The 22414-nt window shown below is 72.8% G+C and carries 18 protein-coding genes; 13 read left to right on the forward strand and 5 right to left on the reverse strand.

From position 1 onward, the window contains the following. Positions 1-51: 51 nt before the first annotated feature. A complete protein-coding gene (locus FSY66_RS01375) occupies positions 52-1446 on the reverse strand; it encodes a sigma 54-interacting transcriptional regulator (protein ID WP_144790512.1) in 1395 nt (464 codons plus the stop codon). 177 nt (positions 1447-1623) lie between these two features. On the opposite strand from FSY66_RS01375, the gene FSY66_RS01380 reads away from it, so the two are divergent. From FSY66_RS01380 to FSY66_RS01405, 6 genes are all read left to right on the forward strand, one after another. After that, positions 1624-2229, forward strand: a complete 606-nt coding sequence (locus FSY66_RS01380) for an MSMEG_4193 family putative phosphomutase (protein ID WP_144790816.1) — start codon at positions 1624-1626, stop codon at positions 2227-2229. A gap of 16 nt (positions 2230-2245) precedes the next feature. Beyond that, on the forward strand, positions 2246-2968 hold the full coding sequence (locus tag FSY66_RS01385) for an SCO1664 family protein (protein WP_144790514.1): 723 nt from the start codon (positions 2246-2248) through the stop codon (positions 2966-2968). A 328-nt stretch (positions 2969-3296) separates the two neighbouring features. Then, positions 3297-5375: a glucose PTS transporter subunit IIA gene (locus tag FSY66_RS01390; protein ID WP_144790818.1), complete on the forward strand. Its 2079-nt coding sequence runs from the start codon at positions 3297-3299 to the stop codon at positions 5373-5375. Between the two features lie 82 nt (positions 5376-5457). Beyond that, positions 5458-6876, forward strand: a complete 1419-nt coding sequence (locus FSY66_RS01395; protein ID WP_144790516.1) for a glycoside hydrolase family 1 protein — start codon at positions 5458-5460, stop codon at positions 6874-6876. Positions 6877-6982: 106 nt separating this feature from the next. Next, positions 6983-7834: a PRD domain-containing protein gene (locus FSY66_RS01400; RefSeq protein WP_144790518.1), complete on the forward strand. Its 852-nt coding sequence runs from the start codon at positions 6983-6985 to the stop codon at positions 7832-7834. A 90-nt stretch (positions 7835-7924) separates the two neighbouring features. Beyond that, positions 7925-8803 (forward strand): Cof-type HAD-IIB family hydrolase, encoded by an 879-nt coding sequence (locus FSY66_RS01405; protein WP_144790520.1) that lies wholly within the window; start codon positions 7925-7927, stop codon positions 8801-8803. Between the two features lie 9 nt (positions 8804-8812). Here the strand turns inward: FSY66_RS01405 and FSY66_RS01410 are convergent, their stop codons facing one another. Continuing rightward, complete coding sequence (locus FSY66_RS01410; RefSeq protein WP_144790522.1) at positions 8813-10870, reverse strand: NADPH-dependent 2,4-dienoyl-CoA reductase; 2058 nt, start codon at positions 10868-10870, stop codon at positions 8813-8815. Positions 10871-11055: 185 nt separating this feature from the next. Between FSY66_RS01410 and FSY66_RS01415 the strand changes: the two genes are divergently transcribed. Genes FSY66_RS01415 through FSY66_RS01430 form a run of 4 tightly spaced genes read left to right on the forward strand, consistent with a single transcriptional unit; the run spans position 11056 to position 16033 of the window. After that, positions 11056-11838 carry a LamB/YcsF family protein gene (locus FSY66_RS01415; RefSeq protein ID WP_144790524.1) on the forward strand — a complete coding sequence of 261 codons (783 nt, stop codon included), beginning with the start codon at positions 11056-11058 and terminating at the stop codon, positions 11836-11838. Continuing rightward, entirely contained in the window at positions 11835-13505 is a 1671-nt protein-coding gene (locus FSY66_RS01420) for a 5-oxoprolinase subunit B/C family protein (RefSeq protein ID WP_260853315.1), read from the forward strand. The genes FSY66_RS01415 and FSY66_RS01420 overlap by 4 nt, the downstream gene beginning before the upstream one ends. 10 nt (positions 13506-13515) lie before the next feature. Then, the gene (locus tag FSY66_RS01425) at positions 13516-15264 is read left to right on the forward strand and encodes an acetyl/propionyl/methylcrotonyl-CoA carboxylase subunit alpha (protein ID WP_144790526.1); all 1749 of its coding nucleotides are present in this window, start codon (positions 13516-13518) and stop codon (positions 15262-15264) included. A gap of 40 nt (positions 15265-15304) precedes the next feature. Continuing rightward, complete coding sequence (locus FSY66_RS01430) at positions 15305-16033, forward strand: GntR family transcriptional regulator (protein ID WP_186304344.1); 729 nt, start codon at positions 15305-15307, stop codon at positions 16031-16033. Here FSY66_RS01430 and FSY66_RS01435 read toward each other — a convergent pair. After that, positions 16030-16773, reverse strand: coding sequence for a hypothetical protein (locus FSY66_RS01435; protein ID WP_144790822.1), 744 nt, complete (start codon positions 16771-16773; stop codon positions 16030-16032). The two genes, FSY66_RS01430 and FSY66_RS01435, sit on opposite strands and share 4 nt — an antisense overlap. A 173-nt stretch (positions 16774-16946) precedes the next feature. Here FSY66_RS01435 and FSY66_RS01440 point away from each other — a divergent pair, with 173 nt between their 5' ends. The 3 genes from FSY66_RS01440 (at position 16947) to FSY66_RS01450 (ending at position 20194) form a co-directional block, all read left to right on the forward strand. Then, on the forward strand, positions 16947-18101 hold the full coding sequence (locus FSY66_RS01440; protein WP_260853316.1) for a GmrSD restriction endonuclease domain-containing protein: 1155 nt from the start codon (positions 16947-16949) through the stop codon (positions 18099-18101). 204 nt (positions 18102-18305) lie between these two features. After that, the gene (locus FSY66_RS01445) at positions 18306-19607 is read left to right on the forward strand and encodes an MFS transporter (protein ID WP_144790532.1); all 1302 of its coding nucleotides are present in this window, start codon (positions 18306-18308) and stop codon (positions 19605-19607) included. Between the two features lie 167 nt (positions 19608-19774). After that, positions 19775-20194, forward strand: a complete 420-nt coding sequence (locus FSY66_RS01450) for an organic hydroperoxide resistance protein (protein ID WP_144790534.1) — start codon at positions 19775-19777, stop codon at positions 20192-20194. A 9-nt stretch (positions 20195-20203) separates the two neighbouring features. Here the strand turns inward: FSY66_RS01450 and FSY66_RS01455 are convergent, their stop codons facing one another. Together FSY66_RS01455 and FSY66_RS01460 are read right to left on the reverse strand one after the other, a co-directional pair. Next, a complete protein-coding gene (locus FSY66_RS01455; protein WP_144790536.1) occupies positions 20204-20998 on the reverse strand; it encodes a putative hydro-lyase in 795 nt (264 codons plus the stop codon). Between the two features lie 31 nt (positions 20999-21029). Then, positions 21030-22367: an NRAMP family divalent metal transporter gene (locus FSY66_RS01460; protein WP_144790538.1), complete on the reverse strand. Its 1338-nt coding sequence runs from the start codon at positions 22365-22367 to the stop codon at positions 21030-21032. Positions 22368-22414 lie beyond the last annotated feature (47 nt).

Genomic DNA, 22414 nt, shown 5'->3' on the forward strand with positions numbered 1-22414 from the left:
CAGGGGCGCCCTGATCGGCTCCGCCGGGAGCGATCCCGGCGCAGTCCCCGCTCAGCCGTAGATGGTGCCGTCGTCGTCGGCGTCCTTGGAGATCTTCTGCGCCAGGAACAGCCACTCGAGCGCCAGCTCGACGGCCGCCGCGCGCTCGCCGGGGGACTGCGCTCCGAAGGCGTCGGCGATCCGTTCGTAGAGATCCTGTCCGTCCTCCGGCAGCTCGGGCAGGCCGTCCAGGAACTCGTGGGCGGGGATGTCCGAGCCGGTGGTGACGGTGACGGTGCCGTCCAGGGCCTCGATCAGCGGGTCCAGGTCGACGTCGTGCAGGCGCGCGGCCAGCGTCTCGGCGGTGGCCCGGCGCAGCAGGTGGTCCAGGACGGCCTGCTCGCGGCCCTCCTCTCCGGCCTCGAACTCGATCTTGCCGGCCAGCACGTCCACCGCGGCGTCGATGTCCACGAGCCGCGCCACCGCGGAGTCCTCCCGGTAGACCGTGGCCCGGCGCAGGGCGGCGGCAGCCGTGGTCTCCGCCCCGGCGATCGAGAAGCGGGCGGAGACGCCCGAGCGCTGATCCACCGCGGGGGACTCGCGCAGCAGCCGGGTGTAGCGGGCCAGGATCTCCAGCAGGGCCTCCGGGACCTCCGCCGCCAGATCGGCCTCCTGCCGTATGACGGCCATCTCATCGACCAGCTCGATCGGGTAGTGGGTGCGGATCTCGGCGCCGAAGCGGTCCTGCAGCGGCGTGATGATGCGGCCGCGGTTGGTGTAGTCCTCCGGGTTGGCCGAAGCGACCACCAGCACGTCCAGGGGCAGGCGCAGGACGTAGCCGCGGATCTGGACGTCGCGCTCCTCCATCACGTTGAGCATGGCCACCTGGATGCGCTCGGCCAGATCGGGCAGCTCGTTGATGGCCACGATCCCGCGATGGGCGCGGGGGATCAGCCCGTAGTGGATGGTCTCCGGATCGCCCAGGCGCCGCCCCTCGGCCACGCGCACGGGATCGACGTCGCCGATCAGATCGGCCACGGACGTGTCCGGGGTGGCCAGCTTCTCCACGTAGCGCTCCGAGCGGTGCCGCCACACGACGGGCAGGGCATCGCCCTCGGCCTCGATGCGGGCGCGGGTGGCGGCCGTGAGCGGCTCCAGGGGATGCTCGTGCAGCTCGGAGCCCTCGACCTCCGGGGACCATTCGTCGAGCAGGCCCGCCAGGGTGCGCAGCAGGCGGGTCTTGCCCTGCCCGCGCTCGCCGAGCAGGACGATGTCGTGCCCGGCGATCAGGGCCCGCTCCACCTGGGGCAGGACGGTGCGGCTCAGGCCGTGCAGCCCGGGCCAGGGGTCTCGCCCCTCCGCCAGGGCGGAGAGGAGGTTGGCCCGGATCTCCTGGCGGAGCGTGCGGACGGGATGGCCGGCGGCGAGCAGCTCGCCGAGGGTGCTGATGTCAGGGCGATCGGTCACGTCTTCACGCTAGACCCGTGGCGCGACAGCACAAGGGCCGGGGCACCCCCCGGCCGCCCGCTTTCGCCGTGAGCGCACCGCCGCCGGAGCTCTTCAGCCCGTGCGGCGCGGCGGTACCGTGGGCGGGTGACCGACAGATCTGCTGACACCGCGACCGACCGACCGACGCTCGTCCTGATGGTCCGCCATGGGCTCACCCCGACCACCGGCAAGGTCCTGCCGGGCCGCGCCCCGGGCCTGCACCTCTCCGAGAAGGGGCTCGCCCAGGCGCAGCGGCTGGCCGAGCGCTTCGAGGGCCTGTCCGTCGATGCCCTCTACTCCTCCCCGCTCGAGCGCACGCGCGAGACGGCCGAGCCGATCGAGCAGGCCACCGGCCTGACGCTCGAGGTCGAGCCGGACCTGCTCGAGTGCGACTTCGGCGAGTGGACCGGCGAGAAGCTCAAGCGCGTGGCCAAGCTGCCCGAGTGGACCACCGTGCAGCACGCCCCGTCGACCTTCCGCTTCCCGGACGGCGAGAGCTTCTCGGAGATGCAGCACCGCATGATCCAGGGCGTCCAGCGCATCCGCGATCGGCACCCGGGGCAGACCGTCGTGTGCTTCTCGCACGCCGACCCGATCAAGGCCCTGCTCAACCACGCGCTGGGCTCCCACCTGGATCACTTCCAGCGGATCGCCGTCGACCCCTGCTCCGTGTCCGCCATCTCGTATCCGACCGGTCAGGCTCCGTCGGTCCTGCGGGTGAACACGACCGACGGCTTCCTGGCCGACCTGCTCGCGGACTGAACGGGCCCTTCCCGCCATGACTGCGCGCAGCGGCGACGCCCCCGGTGACGAGGCCGTCCTGCAGACCGGCGCCATCGAGCTCGTGGGGCTGTTCCGGGAGTCGTCGAACTCCGCGCTGCTCGTCGACGTGAGCGACGACGGCCGCACCGTCCGCGGCGTCTACAAGGCCGAGGAGGGCGAGCGGCCCCTGCGCGACTTCCCGCCCCGGATCTACCGGCGCGAGCGGGCCGCCTACGTCCTGTCGGAGGCGCTGGGCTGGGACCTGATCCCCGCCACCGTCCTGCGCGACGAGGGCCCGTTCGGTCCCGGGTCGATCCAGCGCTTCGTGGACCACGACCCGAGCGAGCACTACTTCACGCTCTACGACTCCCGTCCCGAGACGCACGACGCCCTGCGGCGGATGGCGGTCTTCGACGTCATCGCCAACAACACGGACCGCAAGGCCGGCCACGTGCTGCGCGGGACCGACGGGCACCTGTGGGGGATCGACCAGGGGCTGTGCTTCTCGGCCCCGGACAAGCTGCGCACCGTGATCTGGGAGTTCGCGGGCGAGCCCGTGCCCGATCCCCTGCTGGCGGATCTGGCCCCGCTGCTCGAGCGGCTGCCCGCAGAGCTCGAGGAGCTGCTCTTCCCGGTCGAGCAGCTGGCGCTGCAGCTGCGCGTGGAGATGCTGCTGGCGACCCCGGTCCTGCCGTTCGACGAGACCGGCGGGTACCGCATCCCGTGGCCGCCGCTGTAGCCGCCGCGAGGCGCCGGACTGAGGCGCCGCACCCAGGCGCTGGACCGGGGCGCGCCACCGGGGCCCGCACCGCAGTCCTGGGGGCAAGTTGCCAGGTGAGGTTGCCCCGTGCCGTCGAGGCGGCTTAGATTCGAGGCACAGCGACGGCGGTCACACGTCGTCGCACAGGATTGTTACTCCCGCACGACGACCCGCTCGTCGTCGCCCGAGGCAAGACCTGAGGAGCGCTTCCGCGCGCCTCGGGTCTTTTTTCATATCCGGGCTCGGGAGCACGATCTGCGCCCCGCACGGAGTGCGCGGGGCCGGTGACGAGAAGAGGACGATGACGATGGCGTCAGTCGATTATCCGCAGCTCGCGGATCGGATCCTGGAGGGAGTGGGCGGTCCCGAGAACGTGCGGGACGCCTCGCACTGCGCGACGCGCCTGCGCCTGCGGCTCAAGGACGACAGCAGGGCCAGCAAGGAGCAGGTCGAGCAGCTTCCCGGCGTGATCACCGTGGTCAAGGCCGGCGGGCAGTTCCAGGTGGTCGTGGGGGACAACGTCCCCAAGGTCTACGCGCCGTTCAGCGCCAAGCTCCCCGAAGCCGGAGGGGCAGCCGGTGCCTCGGGCGCCGATGACGAGCCGCAGGAGAAGGGGTCCCTGCTGGACCGCTTCATCCAGCTCATCTCGGCGCTGATCAACCCGCTGATCTGGCCGCTGGCCGGCGCGGGCCTGCTCAAGGCCTTCGTGACGCTCGTGGTCACCCTGGGGTGGCTCAGCGAGGAGAGCAGCACCTTCGTCATCCTCAACGCCGCCGGCGACGGCCTGTTCTACTTCCTGCCGCTGTTCCTGGCCGTCACCTCGGCCAAGCGCTTCGGGGCCAATCAGTTCATCGCCATGGCCCTGGCCGCGGCGCTCGTCCACCCCAGCCTGGTGGCGCTGACCGAGACGGGCGATCCCGTCACCTTCTTCGGCATCCCCGTGGTGCTGATGTCCTACGCCTCGTCCGTGATCCCGATCGTGGTCTCGGTCTGGGTCCTGTCCTACCTCGAGCGCTTCCTGGACCGGATCCTGCCCTCGGCGATCCGCAACTTCTCCAAGCCGCTGCTGGCGCTGCTGGTCATGGTCCCGCTCGTGCTGCTGACGATCGGCCCCATCACCACCTACGCCTCGCAGGCCATCGCCTGGCTGGTCAGCTCCCTGTACGAGGTGGCCCCGTGGCTCGGCGGCGCGCTGGTCGGCGGGTTCTGGCAGGTCCTCGTGATCTTCGGCCTGCACTGGGGCTTCGTCCCGGTCATCCTCAACGACCTCGCCACGACCGGGCAGTCCATCATGGTGGCATCGATCATGCCGGCGGTGCTCGCGCAGGGTGCGGCGACCCTGGCGGTCTTCGCGCGGACCCGCAGCGCGGCGCGCCGCCAGGCGGCAGGTCCGGCGGCCCTGTCCGGGATCCTGGCCGGCGTCACCGAGCCCGCGATGTACGGCGTCAATCTCCCGCTCAAGCGCCCGCTGTACTTCGGGGTCGTCGGCGGCGCGATCGGCGGCATCCTGGTGGGCTTCGCCGGCTCGGCGGCCTCGAGCTTCGTCTTCCCCTCCGCCCTGGCGCTGCCCGCCTTCCTCGAGCACGGCAGCTTCACGGGCCTGCTGATCGGCTGCCTCGTGGCCATGGTGATCGCCTTCGTGCTGACCTTCCTGTTCGTGGATCGCGAGACCCCCGGGACCGGCTCCGACGCCGTGGCCCCGCCGGCCGATGACACGGCCCCCGCACCGGCGGATCCCACGGGGGCCCAGCCGGCGCTCGCGGTGCCCGCGGGCGGCACGAGCGCCGCTGCGAGCGGCAGCGCCGGCGGCTCGACCGCCGCGGGTGCGGCCACCGGCGCGGCTGCGGCCGCCGCGACCCCGTCGGCGACCGCGTCCGGCGGCGACCGCGCCGAGCCCGCCCCCACGTCCGAGCAGGGCTCGGCCGCCCCGGTCGTCGTCGACGTGGACTCGCCGCTGCAGGGCCGGGTCATGGCCCTGGGCGATGTGGCGGATGCCGCGTTCGCCGCGGAGGCCCTGGGCAAGGGCGTCGGCATCACGCCGGAGGAGAACATCGTCCGCTCCCCCGTGGCCGGCAAGCTCATCTCGGTGGCAGGCTCGAAGCACGCCTACGGCATCAAGTCCGACGACGGCGTCGAGGTCCTCATCCACGTGGGGATCGACACGGTCGAGCTCAAGGGCGAGCACTTCACGACCGAGCGATCGCGCGGGGAGCGTGTGGAGGTCGGCGATGTCCTGGCCGAGGTCGACTTCCCGGCGATCGCGCAGGCCGGCTATGACACGACCGTGATCCTGACCGTGACCAACACCAAGAAGCACGCGGAGGTCCTGCCCGCCCAGGCCGGCCCGGTGGCTGCGGGCGACCCCGTCGTCACGGTGAGGCGCTGAGGCCGCGGGCCGGCCGCAGCCCTGCGGCCGCGCGCTTCCGACGACCACCCGACCATCCGTCGAGAGAATTCAGGAGAGACGCATGAGCACGTTCCCGAAGGGCTTCCTGTGGGGCGGGGCGACCGCCGCGAACCAGATCGAGGGCGCCTACGACCAGGACGGCAAGGGCCTGTCCATCCAGGACCTGATGCCCCACGGCATGAAGACCCCGCCCACCGAGGAGCCGGTGCCCGAGAACCTCAAGCTCGAGGCCATCGACTTCTACCACCGCTACGCCGAGGACATCGCGCAGTTCGCGGAGATGGGCTTCACGGTCTTCCGCTTCTCGATCGCGTGGAGCCGCATCTTCCCGAACGGCGACGAGGAGCAGCCGAACGAGGAGGGCCTGGCCTTCTACGATCGCGTGCTCGACGAGCTCGAGAAGCACGGCATCCAGCCGCTCGTCACGATCTCGCACTATGAGACCCCGGCGCACCTGGCCCAGCAGTACGACGGCTGGACCGATCGCCGGCTGATCGAGTTCTACGTCCGCTACGCCCGCGTGCTGTTCGAGCGCTACGGCAAGCGGGTCAAGCAGTGGCTGACCTTCAACGAGATCAACGCGATCATGCACCAGCCGCTCATGGCCGGCGGGATCTGGACGCCCAAGGAGGAGCTCTCCGAGCAGGACCGCTACCAGGCGATCCACCACGAGCTCGTGGCCTCGGCGCAGGTCACCCGGCTCGCTCACGAGCTGATCCCGGACGCGCAGGTCGGCTGCATGGTCATCGCGACACCTAACTACCCCCTGACCCCCGATCCCTCGGACGTCATGGCCGCGCTGCAGGCCGATCAGGCCAGCTACGCGTTCGGCGACGTCCACGTGCGCGGCGAGTACCCCGGCTACTTCAAGCGCGCGCTGCGGGAGAAGGGCGTCGAGCTCGAGATCACGGACCAGGACCGCGAGGACCTCGCGCACACCGTCGACTTCGTGTCCTTCAGCTACTACATGAGCGCCTGCGAGACCGCCGATCCCGCGCAGCAGATCCAGGGCGAGGGCAACATCATGGGCGGCGTGCCCAATCCCACGCTCGAGGCCTCCGAGTGGGGCTGGCAGATCGATCCGCAGGGCCTGCGCTACGCCCTCAACCAGTTCTGGGACCGCTGGCAGAAGCCGCTGTTCATCGTGGAGAACGGCCTCGGCGCCAAGGACGAGCTGGTCGAGGTCGACGGCCGGAAGACCGTCGTCGACGACTACCGCATCGCCTACCTGAACGACCACCTCTTCCAGGTCGGCGAGGCCATCGAGGACGGCGTGGAGGTCATGGGCTACACCTCGTGGGGCTGCATCGACCTGGTCTCCGCCTCCACGGCGCAGCTGTCCAAGCGCTACGGCTTCATCTACGTCGATCGCAACGACGACGGCTCCGGAACGCTGGAGCGCTACCGCAAGAAGTCGTTCGACTGGTACCGCGAGGTCATCGGCAGCAACGGGCAGTCGCTGACGCCCCCGCAGGACTGAGTCCTCGGACGGCGGGTTCCGGACGGCGCACGATCGCCGGCTCGGGGCCCGCCGTCGCCTCGGCCCGCTCGATGCGAGCGGGCCCCCAGACAGAAAGCGAGAGTCCGTGGAGATCCTGCGGGTCTTCAACAACAACGTGGTGCTCGCGCGCCGCGACGACGGCACGGAGGCGGTGCTGACCGGCCGAGGGCTGGGCTTCCAGGCCAAGCCCGGCGGGGCCGTCGACGAGTCCAGGATCGCGCGCACCTTCGTGCCGGTCGACGGCCGCGACCCCGACCACATGGGCGAGCAGCTGGCCGCCGTCTCGCCGGAGCGCGTGCAGCAGGCCGAGGCCGCGCTGGGCGAGGCCGGGCTGGGGGCGCTCGCGAGCCGCAGCCCCTGGCTGCTCATCGCGCTGGCCGATCACCTCGAGTTCGCGATCCGCCGCCAGCGCGAGTCCATCCCCCTGCAGTACCCCCTCGAGGAGGAGGTCAGCCAGCTCTATCCCGAGGAGTTCGCGCAGGCCGGCATCGTGCTCGCCGCCTTCGACCGCGCCGCCGGGGTCGAGCTGCCCGAGGCTGAGCGGGTGGCGATCGCCCTGCACCTGGTCAACGCCGGGTTCTCGACGGGCGATCTGTCCCAGACGTACACCATGACGGGTCTGATCCAGCAGGTGCTCGACGTGATCGGGCGGACCTACGACCGGCCGCTGCAGCGCTCGTCCCTGGGCGTCGCGCGCTTCATCACCCACCTGCGCTACCTCTTCGTGCGGGTGAGCTCCGGGCGCCAGCTGCAGGGCGAGCGATCGAGCATCGGCGAGGCCATCCGCACCACCTACACGGAGGCCCACCGCTGCGCCCTGCGGGTCGCCGCGCTGCTCGAGCTGCGCCTGGACTCCCGGATCAGCGACGACGAGGTCGCCTACCTGGCCCTGCACATCGCGCGGGTCACGACGGACCCGCGCGTCCAGGCCCCCTGAATCTGATCCCCGGACCCGAACGGAGCCGGGGCTCCCGCGCTCCTGGCATGCTGGGAGCAGCACCGAATCCGTCCCAGCACAGGAGACCCCATGACCTTCCGCCTCGTCGCCTTCGACATCGACGGCACCCTGCTGGGCAGCGACCGCCAGCTCCAGCCCGGCACGCGCCTGGGACTGCAGGCCATCCGCGAGAGCGGCGCCCAGATCATGCTGGCCTCCGGGCGCCCGATCCCCGGGCTGAGGGAGCTGGCCGGGCAGTTGGAGATCGGCCAAGACCTGGTCCTGGCCGGGATGAACGGCTCGATCATCGTGGACCAGGCCTCCGGGGAGGTCATCGCCCGCCGCGAGATCGACGAGCCGACCGCGCAGGAGATGATCGACCGCGTGCTGGCCCGCGGCCTCATCGTGATGATCCCCCTCGGGGAGGACCTCTTCGTCTCGGACCCCGAGCACCCGCAGGTCCACCACGAGGCCACCGGCAACGCGCTGACCGTGCACCCGCTGCCCCGGGTGGCCGATCTGCCCGAGCCGCCCACCAAGCTGCTCTTCACGGGCGAGCGCCCCGATCTGCTGGAGCTGCAGAAGGAGTTCGACGCCGACTTCGCCGACCGCGCCGAGTGCACCTTCTCCTCGCCCATCTACTACGAGGCCACCGCCCCCGGGGTGGACAAGTCCTCGGCGATCGCCGACTACTGCGCCGCCCGAGAGATCCCGCTCGAGCAGGTGATGGCCTTCGGCGACAACGGCAACGACGTCACCATGCTGCGCACGGCGGGCCTGGGCGTGGCCATGGGCAACGGCATCCCGGAGGCCCAGGAGGCCGCCGACGTGGTCACGGCCACGAACGACGACGAGGGCATCGCCCGCATCCTGGAGCAGCACTTCCCGTTCTCGCTGGCCGAGGTGGACGCGCAGGACGAGCGGCGCGAGGAGCACACGGACACCCCGCACCCCACGGCCCGCAGCTGAGGCCCGCGCTCACAGCGCGGCTGCGACCTCCACGCCCTGCTTGATCGCGCGCTTGGCATCGAGCTCGGCGGCCACATCGGCGCCGCCGATGATGTGCACCGGGACGCCCGCCTGCTCCAGGGGCTCGGCCAGCTCGCGCTGCGAGACCTGCCCGGCGCACAGGATCACCGAGTCGACGGCCAGGACCAGGTCCTCGCGCGGGGCCTCGGCCGCCTGGCTCCCGGTCTCGCCCGGAACGGTGAGGTGCAGGCCGTCGTCGTCGATGCGCACGTACTGCGCCCCGGTGATCTGCCGGACGCCGCGGGCCCGCAGCGCGGCGCGGTGGACCCAGCTGGTCGTGGGGCCCAGGTCCTTGCCGATCTTGGTGGTGCGGCGCTGGATGAGATGCACCTGGCGGGCTGCCGCCTGCGGCTCGGGCCGGCGCAGAGCGCCGATCTGCGCCTCCGGGCCGGTCAGGGGCGCGACGCCCCATTCCCGCTGCCACTGCTCCACCGGCGTGGGCTGCGGCCCGGCGTGGGTGAGGTACTCGCACACGTCCACGCCGATCCCGCCGGCGCCGATCACCGCGACGCGCTCGCCGGCGCTGCGGCGGCCGCTGATCAGCTCCGGGTAGGGGATCACCGACGGGTGGTCGAGGCCGTCGATCTCGGGGACGCGGGGCTCCACCCCGGTGGCCAGCACCACGTGGTCCCAGCCGCCGTCGATCAGCTCCTGCGCGCCCACCCGGCGGCCCGTGTGCACCGCCACGCCCAGGTCCTCGAGCCGGCGGGTGAAGTAGCGCAGCGTCTCCGCGAACTCCTCCTTGCCCGGGATGCGCTGAGCCAGCGCGAACTGCCCGCCCAGGTGGTCCTGGGCCTCGAAGAGCTCGACGTGATGGCCCCGCTCGGCGGCCGCCGCGGCGCTGGCCAGCCCCGCTGGGCCGGCGCCGATCACGGCGATCCGCTCGGCCGTGCGCGTGGGGCCGAGGACGAGGGAGGTCTCCCGCCCGGCCCGCGGGTTCACCAGGCACGACGCCCGCCGCTGGGAGAACGTGTGGTCCAGGCAGGCCTGGTTGCAGGCGATGCAGGTGTTGATCTCGTCGTCGCGGCCCTCGACCGCTTTGCGGACCCACGCGGGATCCGCCAGGAAGGGACGGGCCATCGAGACCAGATCGGCCTGCCCGGCCGCGAGGATCTGCTCGGCGGTCTCCGGCATGGAGATGCGGTTCGAGGCGGCGACCGGCACCGAGACCTCGGACTTCAGGGCGGCGGTGGCCCGGACGAACGCGGCGCGCGGCACGCTCGTGACGATGGTGGGCACCCGGGCCTCGTGCCAGCCGATGCCGGTGTTGAAGGCGCTGACCCCGGCGGCCTCGAGCTCGCGGGCCAGCGCCGCGACGTCCGCCCAGCTCTGACCGCCGTCGACCAGGTCCATGAGGGAGATGCGGTAGATGATGGGCAGGTCCGGGACCGCCGCGCGCACCGCGCGCACGACCTCGACCGGGAGGCGACGGCGCCGCCGGGCGTCCCCGCCCCACTCGTCGTCGCGCTGATTGGTGTGCGCGGCCAGGAACTGGTTGAGCAGGTAGCCCTCCGAGCCCATGATCTCGACCGCGTCGTAGCCGGCCTCCTGCGCCAGGACGGCGGCGCGGGCGAAGTCCTCGATCGTGCGGCGCACGCCGGCGTCGTCGAGCTCGCGGGCGGGGAAGGGGCTGATGGGCGACTGCGTGGCCGAGGCGGACACGGCGCCGGGGTGGTAGGCATAGCGCCCGGCGTGCAGCAGCTGCACGGCGATCAGCCCGCCGGCCCCGTGGACCGCGTCGGTGATGATCCGGTGCTCCGGGACCCGGGCGGGATCGGACAGCTGCCCGCCGTCGGGGGTGAGGCGTCCGTCGTCGTTCGGGCTGAAGCCGCCGGTGATCATGAGGCCGGCGCCGCCGCGGGCGCGCTCGGCGAAGAAGGCGGCGAGCTCCGGGAACTGCTCGGGATCGTCCTCCATCCCGGTGTGCATCGATCCCATGAGGATGCGGTGCGGCAGGGTCAGCGACCCGATGGCCAGCGGTTCGGAGAGACGAGGGTGCGCGGACATGCGGCTCCTGGTGGCGGGCCGACGACGCGGGCGACGCTCGTCGGCGCCGTGCCGTCGGCCGGAGAGTGTGATCTGCGCCATCATAGTGACGCGGGTCGGACGTCGCGAACATCACATGAGATTGTTGAACAATCGCTTCCGATAGTTCATCCTGTTCCGACCACAGCAAGAGGAGGCCGACTCCCATGAGCGCCATCACCACCGGTCAGCCCCGGATCGATCTGAACGCGGACTGCGGGGAGTCGCTGACGTCCTGGGCCATGCCCGACGGCGCCGAGATCCTCGAGGTCGTCTCCAGCGCCAACGTGGCCTGCGGGTTCCACGCCGGCGATCCGTCGGTCGCGCGCGAGACGTGCCGCATCGCCTCCGAGCGCGGCGCCGCGATCGGGGCGCACGTCAGCTACGACGACCTCAAGGGCTTCGGGCGCCGGTTCATCGACGTCGTCCCCTCCGAGCTCACGGACCAGGTCGTCTACCAGATCGGCGCGCTGCAGGCCTGCGCCCGCTCGGTGGGCGCGCAGGTCCGCTACGTGAAGCCGCACGGCGCGCTCTACAACACGATCGTGCACCACGAGGCGCACGCGGCGGCCGTGGTCCGGGCGCTGGTCGAGCTCGGCGACGAGCTCCCGATCCTCGTGCTGCCGGACTCCGAGATCGAGCGGCAGGCCGCCGCCGCGGGCGTCCCCACGGTGCGCGAGGCCTTCGCCGACCGCGCCTACACCCCGGAGGGCCGCCTGGTCTCCCGCCGCGAGGAGGGCTCGGTGCTGCACGATCCCGCCGAGATCTCCGCCCGCGTGGTGCAGATGGCCACGCAGCGCACCGTCGCCGCGATCGACGGCTCGACCATCGCCGTGGACGCCGCGTCGATCTGCGTCCACGGGGACACTCCCGGCGCGCTCGAGATCGCCCGGCAGGTCTCCGCGGCGCTGGCGGAGGCCGGCGTCGAGCAGCGGTCGTTCCTCTCGTGAGCCGCTACGAGATCCCGCAGCGCCCGCTGCGCCCGGTCGCCGACCACTCGCTGCTCGTCGAGTGCGCGGATCTGGCCGATGCCGTGGCCGTGCACGCCGCCCTGTCCGAGGACGGGTACCGGGGCGTGGGCGGCGCCTCCACGGTGCTTATCCGCACCGCCGACCGCCCCGCCCTCGAGGCCGCCCTCGCGCGCATCCCCCGGGGCTCCCTGGCCGATCAGCCGGGCCGGGAGATCACCCTCGACGTCGTCTACGACGGGGAGGACCTCCACGAGCTCGCCGATTCGCTGGGGGTCTCCGCCGACGGGCTGATCGCCTGGCACACGGCCGAGCCGTGGATCGCCGCGTTCGCCGGCTTCGCCCCGGGCTTCCTGTACTGCGCCCGCTCGCTGGAGTCTGTCGAGGGCCTCGAGCTGCCCGAGCCCCTGCGGGGCACCCCCGAGATCCCGCGCCGCAGCACCCCTCGCACCGCCGTGCCCGCCGGCTCCGTGGGCCTGGCCGGGCAGTTCTCGGCCGTCTACCCGCGCAGCTCCCCGGGCGGGTGGCAGCTGCTGGGGCGCACGACGACGCCCATGGTCGACCTGCGCCGGGATCCGCCGGCGCTGCTGGCCCCCGGCGACCGCCTGACCTACCGTGCGGTGCGCGAGGCCGTGGAGCTCCGGCCCGCTCCCGCTCCCGAGGAGCCGGCGATCGATCCGTCGCACCACCTGGTGCTCGAGACCGCCGGGCTGCAGGCCCTCGTGCAGGATCGCGGTCGCCCCGGCCGGGCGGACGTGGGCATCTCCTCGTCCGGCGCCCTGGACCGGGCGGCCGCGGATCGGGCGGCCCGCCTGGTCGGCAATATGCCGGACACGGCATGCCTGGAGAGCGTGCTCGGCGGTCTGGAGCTGCGCGCCGTGGGCGATCAGGTCCTCGCCGTGACCGGGGCGCCCGTCGAGCTCGAGATCATCGCGGCGCCGTCGTCGGAGCCCTCCGCGGAGGGGGAGGCCCCGGCAGCCCGTGACTGGCGCCCCCGCACCGGGCTGCCCTTCGCCCTCGAGGACGGGCAGCGGCTGCGCGTCGGGGCGCCGGCGGACGGGCTGCGCGTCTACATCGCGGTCCGCGGCGGCATCGACGCCGCCCCGGTGCTGGGCAGCCGCGCCGGCGACACCCTGGCGGGCCTCGGCCCGTCGGCGCTCGCCGACGGCGACCGCCTGGCGGTCGGGCGCGATCCCGGGACCGCCGTCGACTGGCCGCTCGAGGTCGCCGGCGCCGCGGAGGCCCGGCCCGCGCCGCCGGGCGGGCCCGTGGAGGTCCGCGTGGTCCTCGGCCCGCGCGAGGACTGGTTCACCCCGGAGGCCCTGGCGTCCTTCCAGAAGCAGGAGTGGACCGTCTCGGCGGCCTCCGACCGCGTGGGCGCCCGGCTCGAGGGCCGGGAGCTCGCCCGCCGCATCGAGCGCGAGCTGCCCAGCGAGGGCACGGTGCCCGGCAGCATCCAGGTGCCGGCCTCCGGCCTGCCCGTCGTGTTCCTGAGGGACCACCCCGTGACCGGCGGCTATCCGGTCATCGCCACCGTGGTCGAGGCCGACCTGGACCTCATGGCCCAGGCGGCCCCCGGGAGGACGGTGCGCTTCGTCGCCGTCGATCCCGCCGCCGCACCCATCACTTCCCCTTCCGAGACCCGCTGAGGAGCCCATCGTGCAGAAGGTCCTGATCGCCAACCGCGGCGAGATCGCCGTGCGCATCATCCACGCCTGCGCCGAGGCCGGCCTGACCTCGGTGGCCGTCTACGCCGATCCCGACGCCGACGCCCCGCACGTCCACCTGACCGACGAGGCCTGGGCGCTCGAGGGCACGAGCCCCGCCGAGACCTACCTGGACCAGGAGGAGATCCTCGAGATCGCCCGGCGCAGCGGCGCGGACGCCGTCCACCCCGGCTACGGCTTCCTGTCCGAGAACGCCTCGTTCGCCCGCGGGGTCGTCGAGGCCGGCCTGACCTGGATCGGGCCGAGGCCCGAGACCATCGAGAAGCTCGGCGACAAGGTCCAGGCCCGCGACATCGCCCGCTCCGTGGGCGCCCCGCTGGTGCCCGGAACCGACGGCCCCGTCGACTCGGGCGCGGAGGCCACGGCCTTCGCCCAGGAGCACGGCCTGCCGATCATCATCAAGGCCGCCCACGGCGGCGGCGGGCGCGGGATGCGCGTGGTCCGCGAGCTCTCCGAGGTCGAGGACGCCTTCGCCTCCGCGGCCCGCGAGGCGCAGAGCGCGTTCGGGCGCCCCGAATGCTTCGTCGAGCGGTTCCTGGACGAGCCGCGCCACGTCGAGGCCCAGGTCGTGTGCGACTCCCACGGCGCGGTGGCCGTGCTCGGCACGCGCGACTGCTCCCTGCAGCGCCGCCACCAGAAGCTCGTGGAGGAGGCGCCGGCGCCCTTCCTCGGCGACGAGCAGCGCGAGCGCATCCACACCTCGGCCGCTCGGATCTGCCAGGAGGCCGGCTACGTGGGCGTCGGGACCGCCGAGTTCCTGGTCGGGCGCGACGGACTGATCTCGTTCCTCGAGGTCAACACCCGCCTGCAGGTCGAGCACCCGATCACCGAGGAGGTCTTCGGCGCGGACCTGGTCCAGCTCCAGCTGCTCGTGGCCGACGGCGGGCACCTGCCGGAGGGCCTGGGCGAGCAGCCGCAGGGCCATGCCTTCGAGTTCCGCGTCAACGCGGAGGACCCGGGTCGCGGCTTCCTGCCCGGCGGCGGGCGGATCGAGGCGATCGACGCTCCCACGGGCCCCGGCATCCGCGTGGACTCCGGCGTGCGCGCCGGGCAGGAGGTCGCCACGACCTTCGACTCGATGCTGCTCAAGCTGATCGTGCACGCCCAGGATCGGCCGTCGGCCCTCCGCCGGGCGCGCCGGGCGCTGGCCGAGCTGCGCATCCACGGCGCGGCCACCACGCTGCCGTTCCACCGCGCGGTGATCGAGGCCCCCGAGTTCGCGGGCGAGTCCGCCGAGGACTTCACCGTGCACACCGCCTGGATCGAGACGGACTTCGCCGAGCGGCTGGACGACGACGACGGCTACGTCGCCGACTACCTGCGCGCCGCCGAGCTGGGGCGCTCGCGCTTCGCCGTGGACATCGACGGCCGCCGCGTGATGCTCGGCGTGCCCAAGGCGCTGGCCGCCGCTCTGGAGTCCGGAGCGCAGGGCTCCTCGTCGGCCGCGGAGCCCGCCGCCGCCGACGACGGGGCGGTGACGGCCGGCGTCGGCGGCACCGTCCTGAAGTGGCTCGTGGAGGAGGGCGCGCAGGTCGAGGCCGGCGACGACCTGCTGGTCCTCGAGGTCATGAAGACCGAGTCCAAGGTCAGCGCCCCGAGCGCGGGCACCCTCTCCGAGCGCGGCGTGGCCGAGGGCGATGCGGTCTCGGCCGGCCAGGTGCTCGGTCGCATCTCGGCGTGAGCCGGGTCGGCGGGGTCTGCCGCCCTGGCACGATGGCGCCATGAGCGATGCAGCGGAGGCCCCCGTGCCGGACCTGGCGATGGTGGGCCCCATCCGAGTCCAGGTCGAGTCGCAGCACGAGACGCTGGGCGCGGTGGGCCGGGGCGCCGAGGTCCTGCGCCGCGCGGTCGTCACCGGGGTGCTGCGACCGGGCGCCCGCCTGCCCGAGGAGCGGCTGGCCGCGGAGCTGGGCATCTCGCGCAACTCCCTGCGCGCGGCGTTCGACGAGGTCGAGCAGGAGCACCTGGTCGAGCGCGAGCGCAACCGCGGCATCCGCGTGTGCGTTCCGGACGCCTCGACCGTGCACCAGATCCACCGCAACCGGCTGGCCCTCGAGGGCGCCGCGCTGCGCTGGCCCGAGGCCGGGGCTCGGCCGCGGGCGGTCGAGCAGATGCGCCGGGCGGTCGAGACAGGGCGCTGGGCCAGGGACGCGGAGCAGGTCGCGGCCATGGCCGAGGCCAACGACGCCTTCCACCGCGCGGTCGTGTCGCTGTCGGACTCGTCGCGCCAGCTCGAGCAGATGAAGCGCGTGCAGGCCGAGCTGCGCCTGCTCTTCCATACGCTCGACGACACCCCCGCCTTCCATCAGCCGTGGGTCGAGCGCAACGCCGCGCTCGTCGAGCTGGTCGCGCAGGGGCGCGATGCGGAGGCCGCCGAGCGGATCGGGACCTACCTGCAGGATTCGCGGCGCACGATCCTGGAGCTGTGGGGCCGGCCCGCGGGCCGCTAGGCCTGCCCCTGGATGATCGCGATCTTCTGCCAGACCTTGCGGGCCATGTCCGAGGTCAGTGTCTCGATGCCCTCGACCCCGTCGATGACCTCGCCATCCGTCGTGTCCTCGGCGAACAGGGCCGCGGTCTTGCCCACGAGGGAGAGCATCTCGGTGCAGTAGTCCAGGTAGTGGCGCAGCTGCTCGCGGCTCAGGTCCAGGCCGCCGTCGGCGCGGGAGCCGCGCTCCAGGCGCTCGGGGACCTTGGTGAGCTGATGCATGTCGATCACGTGGGCCAGGGAGCGCAGCCGATGCAGCAGGCGCATCACGCGGGCTCGCTCCATCCGCTCCGGCACCGCGATCAGGAAGAACACGGCCAGTCCCGCGAAGACGACGTTGTTGATCACGGTCTCGAGCAGCGGCAGGAAGTCGATCGGGCCGATGGCGTCCGGGTCGGCCCAGATGTCCGCGGCGGCCAGCAGGATCGTGACGGCCAGGAACACGACGATCAGCACGATGGCCAGCCGGGAGAGGACCCGGGCCGCACGGATGCGCCGACGGCTGATGCCGCCCTCGGAGCCGACCTCGTCCACCAGGGCCGCGAGCTCGCCGCAGACCTCCCACAGCCCGCGGTCCGGGAAGCGCGAGCGGATGCGCTGCTGCAGGGCCACGGTGGAATCGCGCACGGCGCCGTGGTCGAGGCTCTGGTAGCGGCTGCCGTCGGGCGGGCTGTCGTCGTGGTCATCGGGCCGGTCGGCCATCCGGTCGAGATAGGACACCAGGAGAGAGTACGGCCAGTCGGGGTGCGCCGATGCACGAGCGGACTGTGATGTGAGGCATGAGCGGCCGATGCCTCACCTCGGCGCCCTCTCGCGGCTGCCCGCGCGGCTCCGGGATCAGCAGGGCGCTGCGCACTAGGATCGATGGCTTCGACGTGACCCCCCCCGACGACGAGGCTGATGTGACCCCTGCGCGCCCCCGGAGCCGCTCCTCCGCGACGATCGGATGCCTGGGCTGCGGCGGCTGCCTGGTGCTGGCGGTCCTCGCGCTCGCGGTCATGGTGGTCATCGGGCTGCTCGTCGGCCCGCAGCCGGAGGACACGGCCGGCGGGGAGCCGACGACGTCGGCGCCGGCGTCCCCTGCTGAGGAGCCCGCCGCGGGCGAGCCGTCCGCCGAGGACGCGTCCCTGGCCCCGCAGGCCGAGGAGGAGGACCCGGAGCAGGAGTCCTCGGGGCCGGCGGCCTCCGAGCAGCGGTCCGAGCACTCGCCCGCGCCGATCGAGGACAGCTCGGCCTCGGACGCCGCGTCGGCGCTGGCCGTCCTGGACACCCTCGAGGTCAAGGGCCGCGCGCCCAAGACGGGCTACGGCCGTGATCGGTTCGGTCCCACGTGGGAGGACGTCGACGGCAACGGGTGCAGCACCCGCAACGACATCCTGGCCCGCGACCTGACGGACCTCGAGCGGGAGGACGGCTGCGCCGTGACCTCGGGGCTGCTCCAGGATCCCTACACGGGCACCGCGATCGACTTCACCGCCGGCGTCGACACCTCCGCCGACGTCCAGATCGACCACGTCGTGGCGCTGTCCGACGCCTGGCAGAAGGGCGCTCAGCAGATGAGCGAGCAGCAGCGGCTCGTCTTCGCGAACGACCCGCTGAACCTCCTGGCGGTCGACGGCCCGACCAATCAGTCCAAGGGCGATGCCGACGCCGCGACCTGGCTGCCCCCGAACCGCGACTACCGATGCCCGTACGTCGCCCGGCAGGTGGAGGTGAAGTCCAAGTACGACCTGTGGGTCACCCAGCCCGAGCACGACCGGATCGAGGACGTGCTCCAGGACTGCGACGACCAGCCGGCGTCCGAGACCTCCGCGGACCCGGCGGCCCCGCCGGCCGACGGCGTCCCGGACCCGGCCCCGGAGCCCGCACCGGAACCGGACCCCGCTCCCGCGCCCGAGCCCGACGCCCCGGCGCAGAGCTTCGGGAGCTGCGCGGAGGCCCGCGCGGCGGGTGCGGCGCCCCTGCACCGCGGCCTGCCCGGCTACTCGCCGCGCCTGGATCGCGACGGCGACGGGGTCGCCTGCGAATGACCGGGCCGCGCCCGATGTGACGAGACTCGCGGGAGTCCGTCCCGCGACGGCCTGGCGGGATGCGCGAGACCGGGCATAGCGTGGCATGCGGTGCTGTGCGCGGACGGCGAGGTCACGCGGCAGCACTTCTCCATGTGCCCGGTCCGCTGCGCGCGACCCGCCGCTCGTGACCCCTCGTCGACCCGTCCCTCCCGGAGGTGCCCCGTGACCGCTGTGCCCGAGACCCAGGCCGGAGCCGGTGCGCCGCTGTCCCCGGCGCGCCGCCGCACCGCGCTGATCGCCCTGGCGCTGGGCGGGTTCGGCATCGGCTGCTCCGAGTTCGTCGCCATGGGCCTGCTGCCGCAGATCGCCGACGCGCTGCTGCCGGAGCTGATGGCGACGCAGCCGGAGCAGGGGCTGGCCCGCGCGGGCTGGGCCATCACGGCCTATGCGCTGGGCGTCGTGATCGGCGCCCCGCTGCTGTCCCTGCTGGCCGTGCGCATGAGCCGGACCCGGCTGATCGTGGTCTTCGCCGCACTGCTGGCCGTGAGCACGCTGGCCTCGGCCGCCATGCCGAGCTTCGAGCTGACGCTGCTGTCCCGCTTCGTCGCGGGGCTGCCGCACGGCGCCTACCTGGGCGTGGCCTCGCTGCTGGCGAGCTCGCTGCTGGGTCCCGGCTCCCAGGGCAAGGGCGCGGCCGTCGCGCTGTCGGGCCTGGCCGTGGCCAACCTGGCGGGCGTGCCCCTGCTGACGGCGCTGGGCCAGGCCGCCGGATGGCGCGCGGCCTTCCTGACGATCGCGGCGGTCTTCGCCCTGACCACCCTCCTGGTGGCCACGACGATCCCGTCCCAGCCCGCGCCGCAGGGCCGCCGCGTCCAGGACGAGCTGCGCGCCTTCTCCCGAGCGCAGCTGTGGGTGGTCATGCTCATCGCCGCGGTGGGCTTCGCCGGATCGTTCGCGGTCTTCAGCTACATCGCCGACATCGGCCGGCAGGTGGCCGGGATGAGCGCCGGCTTCATCCCCGTCCTGCTGGCGGTGGCCGGGCTGGGCATGATCATCGGCAACGCCATCGGGGGCTTCGCCACGGACCGCTCGCTCGAGCGCACTCTGCTCGTGGCCTTCCCGCTCTACATCGCCGCGATGGTGCTCCTGGTCCTCGCGGTCGCCCACCCGGTGGGCCTGACCGTGGGGTTCTTCCTCACCAACATGGGCCACGCGACGCTGGGCCCGGCCATGCAGACCTGGCTCATGCGCGTGGCCGGGCCCTCCGAGATGCTGGGCGCCTCCCTGCATCACGCCGCGTTCAACGTGGCCAATGCCCTCGGCGCCATGCTGGGCGGTGCGGTGATCTCCGCGGGCTTCGGGCTGGCGGCTCCCACGGTGGTCGGCCTGACGGTCGCGACCCTGGGCTACCTCATGCTCCTGGCCTCGTTCGCCCTGCTGCGGATCCGCTCGCGGCGCTTCCGCCGCGAGCTCGACACCGCGCAGGTCCCCGTGCACTCCCCCGAGGACGCCTCGGCCCGCTGAGCTCGGCCGGCCCCTCCTCGCCGCGCGGCTTCCAGGTGCTCGCTCGGACCGGCGCGGCGGCCCGCGCGAGGTGGTCGCGCAGCCGATGCACACATGTCTTGACGGGAGTCCTACGCTGAGAGCACCGCGCGCCGGAGACGCCGGGCGCGGATCACGAGGAGGATGACATGGATCCCCTGTACACCACCGAGGCGCTGGCCACCGGCGCAGGACGAAACGGCAGCGTGACGGTCCCCGACGGGGGCCTGGAGTTCGATCTGGCCTCGCCCCGGGCCATGGGCGGCAGCGGCGACGGGAGCAACCCGGAGCAGCTCTTCGCCGCGGGCTACGCGGCCTGCTTCCACTCCGCGCTGCAGCTCACCGCCAAGCAGCGGGGCAAGGACCTGGGCGACTCCTCCGTGGGCGCCAAGGTCTCCATCGGCAAGGAGGGCGAGGGGTTCGGCCTGGCGGTCGAGCTCGAGGTCGTCATCCCGGGCATGCCGCACGACGAGGCGCAGGAGCTGGCCGATGCGGCGCATCAGGTCTGCCCGTACTCCAATGCCACGCGCGGCAACATCCCGGTGGAGGTCACGGTCTCGGACGACTGATGCGCGGCCTCAGGGCACCTGGTACGACGCGTTCGGCGCGTCCGTGATCAGCATGTGCCCCGGGGCGTGACCGATCGCGAACGGGACGCCGCTGGCCGCGACGGCCGCCTGGGGCGTGACGCCGCAGGCCCAGAACACGGGCAGCCATCCGTCGGGGATCTCCACGGCATCGCCGTAGTCGGGCCGCGCGAGATCCCCGATGCCGATGGCTCCCGGGTCGCCCACGTGCAGCGGCGCCCCGTGCACGGCCGGGTAGCGCGAGGTGATGCGCACGGCGTCGGCCACCATGGCCCCCGGCAGCGGCCGCATCGAGACCACGGTCGGTCCGTGCAGCCGGCCTGCGGCTCCCGCCGGGATCGACGTGCGGTACATCGGCACGTTGACGTCCTGGTCCTGATGCGCCAGCGGCAGACCGGCCTCCAGCAGTGCGGCCTCGAACGTGAAGCTGCACCCGATCAGGAAGGCCACCAGGTCATCGCGCCACAGCTCGGTGACGTCGGTGGGGGAGTCCACGAGCTCGCCGTCGCGGTGGACGGTGTAGCGCGGGATGTCCGTGCGGATGTCGCCGCCGGGCAACAGGTCGCTGCTGAGCTGCCCGGCCTCGAGCACGCCCAGCAGCGGGCAGGACTTCGGATTGCGGTGGGCGAAGAGCAGGACGTCGTAGGCCCAGTCCTGCGGCACCGCGATGAGATTGGCCTGGGCGAAGCCGTCGCACCACCCGGAGGTGGGCGCGGCCCGGCCGGAGCGGAAGAGCTCCCGCGCGGCGGCGGGGCTCAGCCTCGAGACGGGGACGTCGTCGTGCATGGGAGCTCCTTCCGCCGCGCGGGTCGGGGGATCAGGACCAGAGCTTGGCGATGCCGGACAGGGACAGCCAGCCCAGGACCAGCGTCAGGATCCACACCAGCGTGCCGATCAGCGCCAGCCACTTGGGGTAGGCGTACCCGTGGAGCAGGTCGCGGCGGAACCAGGCCACGATCAGGATGACGGTGAATCCGATGGGCAGGATCAGCCCGTTCACGGCGCCGGCCACGATCAGCAGCGTCGAGGGAGCCTGACCGAGCAGGAGGAACACGGTCGCGGAGATCGCGATGAACGCGACCGTCAGGATGTTGCGGGTCCGTCCGGAGGTCCTGTCCGTGGTGATGAACGAGACCGAGGTGTAGGCGGCGCCGATCACGGAGGAGATCGAGGCGGCCCAGAGGATCAGCCCGAACAGGCGCAGGCCGATCTCGCCGGCGGCCGCCTGGAAGGCCTGGGCCGCGATGTTCTCGCCGGCCAGCTGCACGCCGCCGGCGACGACGCCCAGGATGGCCAGGAACAGCAGGAAGCGCATGACGCCGGTGATGACGATGCCCAGCACCGACGAGTTGGAGATGCGGCGGGCGTTCTCGGGTCCGGTGATCCCGGAGTCGACCATGCGGTGCGCACCCGCGTAGGTGATGTAGCCGCCGATGGTGCCGCCGATCAGCGTGGTGATCACGAAGAAGTCCACCTGCTCCGGCAGGACCATGTTCTTCATGGCGTCGCCGACGGGCGGGTCGGAGACGATCGCGACGTATCCGGTCACCAGGATCATCACGACGCCCAGGCCGACCACGATCTTGTCGAGGGCCGCGCCGGCCTTCTTGGACAGGAACACCCCGATGGCCAGCAGGGCGGTGATGAGCCCGCCCCACTTGGCGTCCAGGCCCGTCATGGCGTTGATGCCCAGGCCGCCGCCGGCGGTGTTGCCGATGTTGAAGACGAGGCCGCCGATCGCGACCAGCACGGCCACGAGCCAGCCGAGGCCCGGCAGCACGGCATTGCCGAGCTCCTGGGCCTTGTACCCCGAGACGCCGATGACGCGCCACACGTTCAGCTGCACCGCGATGTCCACGAGGATCGACAGCAGGATCGCGAAGGCGAAGGCCGCGCCGAGCTGGACCGTGAAGTTCGCGGTCTGGGTGATGAAGCCCGGCCCGATGGCGCTCGTCGCCATGAGGAACAGGGCGCCCAGGATCGCCTGACGGGTGGAGGAGGAGGCCAGGGCGGGCGTGGCCGCGCCGGTCGTCTCGACGTCCGAGGCGCCCGAGGCGCCCGAGGCGCCCGGTGCAGGGCTGCTGCCGGAGGGTGCAGCAGTGCGTGCGGAGCCTGCGCCCTCGGCGGGGTTCAGCTCGGGATCGTTCTGGGTCATGGCCTGCCTCGAAGGGGTCAGCGGGGCGCGGAGCGGGCCGCGGCCAC

This window comes from Kocuria palustris (genome assembly GCF_007666205.1).
Taxonomy (GTDB): Bacteria; Actinomycetota; Actinomycetes; order Actinomycetales; family Micrococcaceae; genus Kocuria; species Kocuria palustris_A.

Coding starts and splice junctions, on each gene's coding strand:
- FSY66_RS01380 (WP_144790816.1), top strand. CDS start 1,624: ATGGTCCGCCATGGGCTCACCCCGACCACCGGCAAGGTCCTGCCGGGC.
- FSY66_RS01385 (WP_144790514.1), top strand. CDS start 2,246: ATGACTGCGCGCAGCGGCGACGCCCCCGGTGACGAGGCCGTCCTGCAG.
- FSY66_RS01390 (WP_144790818.1), top strand. CDS start 3,297: ATGGCGTCAGTCGATTATCCGCAGCTCGCGGATCGGATCCTGGAGGGA.
- FSY66_RS01395 (WP_144790516.1), top strand. CDS start 5,458: ATGAGCACGTTCCCGAAGGGCTTCCTGTGGGGCGGGGCGACCGCCGCG.
- FSY66_RS01405 (WP_144790520.1), top strand. CDS start 7,925: ATGACCTTCCGCCTCGTCGCCTTCGACATCGACGGCACCCTGCTGGGC.
- FSY66_RS01410 (WP_144790522.1), bottom strand. CDS start 10,870: ATGTCCGCGCACCCTCGTCTCTCCGAACCGCTGGCCATCGGGTCGCTG.
- FSY66_RS01415 (WP_144790524.1), top strand. CDS start 11,056: ATGAGCGCCATCACCACCGGTCAGCCCCGGATCGATCTGAACGCGGAC.
- FSY66_RS01430 (WP_186304344.1), top strand. CDS start 15,305: ATGAGCGATGCAGCGGAGGCCCCCGTGCCGGACCTGGCGATGGTGGGC.
- FSY66_RS01435 (WP_144790822.1), bottom strand. CDS start 16,773: ATGGCCGACCGGCCCGATGACCACGACGACAGCCCGCCCGACGGCAGC.
- FSY66_RS01450 (WP_144790534.1), top strand. CDS start 19,775: ATGGATCCCCTGTACACCACCGAGGCGCTGGCCACCGGCGCAGGACGA.
- FSY66_RS01455 (WP_144790536.1), bottom strand. CDS start 20,998: ATGCACGACGACGTCCCCGTCTCGAGGCTGAGCCCCGCCGCCGCGCGG.
- FSY66_RS01460 (WP_144790538.1), bottom strand. CDS start 22,367: ATGACCCAGAACGATCCCGAGCTGAACCCCGCCGAGGGCGCAGGCTCC.